The organism is Gemmatimonadota bacterium (genome assembly GCA_026702745.1).
GTDB lineage: Bacteria > JAAXHH01 > JAAXHH01 > JAAXHH01 > JAAXHH01 > JAAXHH01.
On record JAPPBT010000032.1, the window covers coordinates 1 to 5,380 of the forward strand.

The window sequence follows — 5,380 nt, forward strand, 5'->3', positions numbered from 1 at the left end:
TCCTGCTGGTGCCTTATTTCGGGGCATGCATTCACTATCCGCCGCCCCCCGCCAACCAGATTGTTTACATTACGGCGGAAGAGCCCATGGATCTCGAATCGACCTGGGAGCCGATCTGGGCGACGGGGGAACTGAAGACCGAGTTTCGCGAGTCCCTTCTCGCTTATTCGGGATACACGATGACGGCCCAGGCAATAGAAATATACGAGTACTAGCCGACACGTCGTTGTATTGACCCGTTCCGGGACCGTAGTTAGGATTGAGTCCCGTTTTGCAGGCTGCCCCGCCGCCGGACGGGCCGGTTGCGGCGGCGCCTTAGGAGGAAAAAATGGCTGACAATTCTCCCACCGGCAGTTACGTCCAGATGGATGCCGTGGACTGGGTAGATTTCCCGCAAGGCCTGTGCGCAGGCGACATCAAGTGGAAGCTGCTGCACGTTTCGCCGGAAGCAGGAGCCTGGACCGCGATCTTCGATTGCAAGGCCGGTTCGTCTTTCGCCAAGCATGTGCACATGGGTCCGGGCGAGTACTTTCTTACCAAGGGGCGCATGCACGTTCGCGGCGGCACCGACGAAGGCGGCGACACCGCGGTGGCGCCGGGCTACGGTTACGAAGCCTGCAATGCCCAGCACGACCACACCGAATTCCCGGAGGACAGCGAGTTCTACATGACCTTCCTGGGTCCGCTGAATTTCCTGGACGACGATGGCAACACCATTGCGCTGGTCGGCTGCAAGCAGGTCCTCGATGCCTGGAACGCTTCCGCCGGGAGCTGAGTTCCCGATGTCCGGTCAACCAGCCGCGGTAGAGGGGCAGGTCGTATCGGTCCCCGAAACCAGGGGATATGTGATGAACCAGACGATGCTGCGGATCAAGGATCCGCAGCGGTCGCTGGACTTTTATTCCCGGATCCTGGGGATGACGCTGATCAAGGAGTTCCGGTTTCCGGAAATGGAGTTCTCGCTGTATTTCATGGGCTACGTCACCGAAGACGACGAACCCATTCCCGACGGCGCCGAGGCGCGCGCCGCCTACGCGTTCCGGCAGAAGGCGATGATCGAGCTGACCCACAACTGGGGCACGGAGAGCGACGACGATTTCGCCGGCTACCACGACGGCAACGCCGATCCCCGCGGTTTCGGCCACATCGGGCTGTCCGTTCCGGACGTCTACGCGGCCTGCAAGCGCTTCGAGGAGCTGGGCGTGGAGTTCGTAAAGCGTCCGGACGACGGCAAGATGAAAGGGCTGGCCTTCATCAAGGACCCCGACGGCTACTGGATCGAGATCCTCGAAGCCGACAGCTGCGGCTCCATGGCCGTCGCCATGACCGGCTGATCTAGGCGGGGATTACGCGGCCGGGGTTGAGGATGCCCCTGGGGTCGAGGGCCTGCTTCAGGCGCCGCATCAGTTCGACTTCTTCGGGACTCCGCGACAGGTGCAGATAGTCGCGCTTGAGCACGCCGATGCCGTGCTCCGCCGAAATTGAGCCGCCGTGCGCTCCGGTCAGGCGGTAACCGATATCGAAGATGGTCGTCAGATCGCCTTCGCGGCGCGTGCTCACGAACAGGTGCAGGTTGTTGTCGCCGATGTGTCCGAACACCAGGTTGATGGCATCCGGTAACGCCTCCTTGAGTTCCGTGTCGAACTCATCCAGGAATTCCGCCATTTCGGCGATGTCCATGCTCACGTCCAGGCTCGCGTAGGGCAGAAGGTCGGCGGTGATTTCCGCCACGCCGTCGCGGATGTTCCAGAACGATTGCCGGTCCTTTTCCGACTGCGCGATCGCCGCGTCATCGATCAGTCCGGCCTCAAGCGCGCCGGCCAGGACTTCCTCGAATCGACGGCTGTCCGTTTCCTGGTCCGAGCCTTCCGCTTCCACCAGCGCGTAAATCGGGTAGTCCTGGTCGAAAGGCGAGCGCAGGCTGTCGCTGTGCCTGATCACGCGGTCGAAGTAAGGCGACCACATGACTTCATAGGCGCTGACCGAGCCGCCGAGTTTGCCCTGCAGCTCACGTAGCAGTGAAACGGCGGGATCGAACGAGCGCACGGCGCACAGGGCGGTGCAAGTGCTCTCCAGCTTCGGATAGAGACGCAATACCGCTCGCGTAATGATGCCGAGCGTTCCTTCCGTGCCCACGAACAACTGCTTCAGGTCATACCCGGCGTTGTTCTTGAGCATCTTGTTCAGCGAACTGATGATCGTGCCGTCCGCCAGCACCGCTTCCAGTCCCAGCACCAGGTTGCGGGTCATGCCGAAGCGGATGACCTGGTTTCCGCCCGCATTGGTGGCGATCGCCCCGCCGATATGGCAGGAACCGCGCGCGCCGAAGTCCAGCGGCAGATGAAATCCCGCGTCCCGCGCCGCTTCCTGGATCACCTGCAGCGGCGTGCCGGCCCAGGCGGTAATGGTCATGGCGGCTGCATCCAGCTCTTCTATGCCGTTGAGCCGCTCAAGCGACAGGGCCAACTCGCCCGCCTGCGGCGTGGCGCCGCCGGCCAGGCCCGTCATGCCGCCCTGCACGACCACCGGCTGCCCGAGTTCGTGGCAGGTCTTCAGCAGACGCGAGACTTCCTCCGTGGAGCCGGGGCGCACCACCACAGACGGGCGGAAAGCGTTTTCCGCGGTGAAATCCACGCTGTGGCGCTCGCCCACGGAGTCGCCGGTCATCAGGGAATGACCCTGCCGGCTGAGAACGGCGATGGTGTTCTCGTTGAGGTGTTCGCTCAAGCGGGAGCTCCGTCTGCAGCGCCGGTTCGGCGGCAATCCATTATGGCGCAATGGGATCGGACACGGAATGAGGTTTGCTTGATTCAGGCCGGAATATATGCAGAATCAATAGTTCGGTCAGTATTGGGGGACGCCAGCATGCTGAAGTTTTCAAGAAACTTTGCGTGGCTTGGATCAATAGCTGCGATCTCAGCTTTTTCCATTTCCTTACTGCCAGCAGGGACGGCGACAGCACAGGAGAGCGCCGCCGGGGAATTCGAAGAGATTGTGGTGACCGCGCGGAAACGCGCGGAGAGCCTGCTGGAGATCCCCGAGTCGGTATCGGTAATCACCGGAGCCGACATCGACCGCCAGAACATCAAGGGCCTGGAGGACGTGGGCTTCCAGATCCCCAACCTCAACCTGTCCACCCGCCTCGACGGTTTTCCCAACGTGTCCGTCCGTGGCCTGGGCGCTTTCGGCAATACGCAGGGCGTGGGCTTCTACCTCGACGATGTCCAGCTCTTCTCGGACGCCTCGTCGCGGTTCGGCGACCTTGAGCGCATCGAGGTGCTGAAAGGGCCGCAGGGCACGCTGTACGGCGGAAGCAACATCGGCGGCGCGGTCAAGTTCGTCAGCGCCCGTCCGGACAGCGATGCCATGTTCGGGCGCGTCAAGGGCGTGGTTGGCGACCAGGGCGTTTTCGACGTGGAGGGCAGCCTCAACCTGCCGCTGGGCGCAGGCGACTGGGCCATGCGGGCGTTCGGTTTCTGGGTGAGCAACGACGGATATCTGCGCAATCCGAATCCGACGCGGCTAAACGGAATCGCCGGCAACAACGACGAGGACATCGGCAATACGGAGGAATCCGGCGTGCGCGTTTCTCTGGCCGGGCCGCTGGGCGACAATCTCTCCGCGTACGTCTCGGTGCGCTCCAACGAGTTCGAAGGCCCGAACAACACCTGGATAAGGGAACTGGACGAGGGCAACCTCGAGCACCCCAACGAAGTGCCTTCCAGCAACAATCCACGCCACGAACGCGACACCACCTCGGGCATGGTGGAACTGGTCTGGGAGCTGAACGGCTACGACATCACGTCGGTGTCTTCCTACACAACCACCGAGAGCTTCCGCTATACCGATCTCGACCAGAGGGAGGAATACCTGCTCTCGCTTTTCCGTCCCGAGGACATGGACGTGCTGACCCAGGAAATACGCTTCACATCCACGGATGAGGGGCCGTTCCAGTGGCTGGGCGGCGTGTACTACTCCAAGTACGACGAAAAGATGGACTCCGACCTGGTCTGGTACGACACGGTGATCTATGCGGACGGCAATATCAGCGGTCCGCTGGGTTGCGCGGCCGGACTGATGTGCACCGGCGTCTGGGCCGGCGAAACCGTGACCGAGGCGGAGGAAACCGGTGAAGTTGCGCTGACGCCTTTCGAAAAACGCATCCGCGACAAGAGCCACCTCGCTGCGTTCATCAACGCCACCTACGACATGGGCGACTGGGAACTGGGCGTGGGCTTGCGCGCCGACCGCTGGAAGAACGAGACGCTGCGCTTCAGCACCAACCACACAGGCAGCGACAGCGGTACGGAGATTCTTCCGAGGGTTTCCGTGACGCGCTGGCTCAGCGATGATTCGATGCTTTACGGTACGGTCGCGCGCGGATTCGAACCGGGCGGTTTCAATATCAGCGAGGACGTTCCGGACTACTTGCCGGCTTTCGATTCCGAGGACGCCACCAGTTTTGAGACGGGCTGGAAGGGCCGCCTGATGGATGGCCGGGGATCGGCAACGATTGCGGCCTACTTCATCGACTACAACCAGCGCCAGATCGAAACGCAGATACCGGCCGAGGGCGCAGGTATCGTTGAACTGATCAACAACGTCGGCGACTCCAAGCAGTTTGGCGTGGAGGCGGAAGTCAGTGTGGCGGTGAGCGATGCTCTATCCGTGGCGTTGTCCGCCGGCTGGATCGAGGCCGAGTGGGACAGCGGCACGAGCGTGGTGTCCGGCGCCGACGCCGACGGCAATCCGATATTGAAGGACATCGGCGGGGACACGCCGCCGGTCACACCCGACTTCAGTTGGAACGTGGCCGCCGACTACGTGCAGCCGCTGGCCAACGGAATGACCTTCAACGCCAGCGTGCAGGTCAGCCATAACGGCAAGTACACGGGCCTGCGATTGTCCGATCCGGCCGGTGTCAGCGTGGTCAACCCCAGCTTCACGCTGGTGGGCGCCCAGTTCAGCCTGGCCAGCGAGAGATGGGAATGGGCAGTGAACATCGAGAACCTGCTGGACGAGGACTACTACACCGATGTGCAGACCTTCCCGGACTTCTTTTTCCTGGACGGCGATGCGGACGAGATCATCGTGATCGGTACGCTGGGCCAGCCGCAGCTCATTACGGCGAGCATCAGCTACTCGTTCTAGCGACTGCCTGAAACCCGCAAGACGCGAAAGCCCGGCGAAATCCGGGCTTTCGCTTTTCGGCGCCCCTGGGAGTGGGGGCATGTCCCCCACAGCGTCCCCGCCCTCGAAGAGAGCTGCTAGGCCCTCTTTTCCGGATCACGCGGAGGCGATGATCCGCTCTACCGCGCGCGCCAGCACCTTCAGCCCCAGCACCGCTTCGCGCCGCATCCGGATCACGGCGCCCGCCAAC

Annotated in this window: 5 protein-coding genes; 4 read left to right on the forward strand and 1 reads right to left on the reverse strand. The window is 62.5% G+C overall.

Annotated features, from left to right (window positions below; all coding sequences use genetic code 11):
* From OXH56_05790 to gloA, 3 genes are all read left to right on the forward strand, one after another.
* Positions 1 to 215, forward strand: a 215-nt coding sequence (locus OXH56_05790) for a DUF3299 domain-containing protein (protein ID MCY3554817.1), incomplete at its 5' end; no start/stop codon positions are given.
* Between the two features lie 113 nt (positions 216 to 328).
* Complete coding sequence (locus OXH56_05795) at positions 329 to 775, forward strand: 2,4'-dihydroxyacetophenone dioxygenase family protein (GenBank protein MCY3554818.1); 447 nt, start codon at positions 329 to 331, stop codon at positions 773 to 775.
* A 7-nt stretch (positions 776 to 782) separates the two neighbouring features.
* Positions 783 to 1,334 carry a lactoylglutathione lyase gene (gene gloA / locus OXH56_05800; GenBank protein MCY3554819.1) on the forward strand — a complete coding sequence of 184 codons (552 nt, stop codon included), beginning with the start codon at positions 783 to 785 and terminating at the stop codon, positions 1,332 to 1,334.
* Between the two features lies 1 nt (position 1,335).
* Here gloA and OXH56_05805 read toward each other — a convergent pair whose 3' ends face one another.
* Entirely contained in the window at positions 1,336 to 2,727 is a 1,392-nt protein-coding gene (locus OXH56_05805) for an FAD-binding oxidoreductase (GenBank protein ID MCY3554820.1), read from the reverse strand.
* Positions 2,728 to 2,997: 270 nt separating this feature from the next.
* Between OXH56_05805 and OXH56_05810 the strand changes: the two genes are divergently transcribed.
* A complete protein-coding gene (locus OXH56_05810; protein ID MCY3554821.1) occupies positions 2,998 to 5,151 on the forward strand; it encodes a TonB-dependent receptor plug domain-containing protein in 2,154 nt (717 codons plus the stop codon).
* Positions 5,152 to 5,380: the final 229 nt, after the last annotated feature.

Bases quoted from the DNA above. Each gene is read 5' to 3' on its own strand.
- OXH56_05795 (MCY3554818.1), top strand. From the start codon at position 329: ATGGCTGACAATTCTCCCACCGGCAGTTACGTCCAGATGGATGCCGTG.
- gloA (MCY3554819.1), top strand. From the start codon at position 783: ATGTCCGGTCAACCAGCCGCGGTAGAGGGGCAGGTCGTATCGGTCCCC.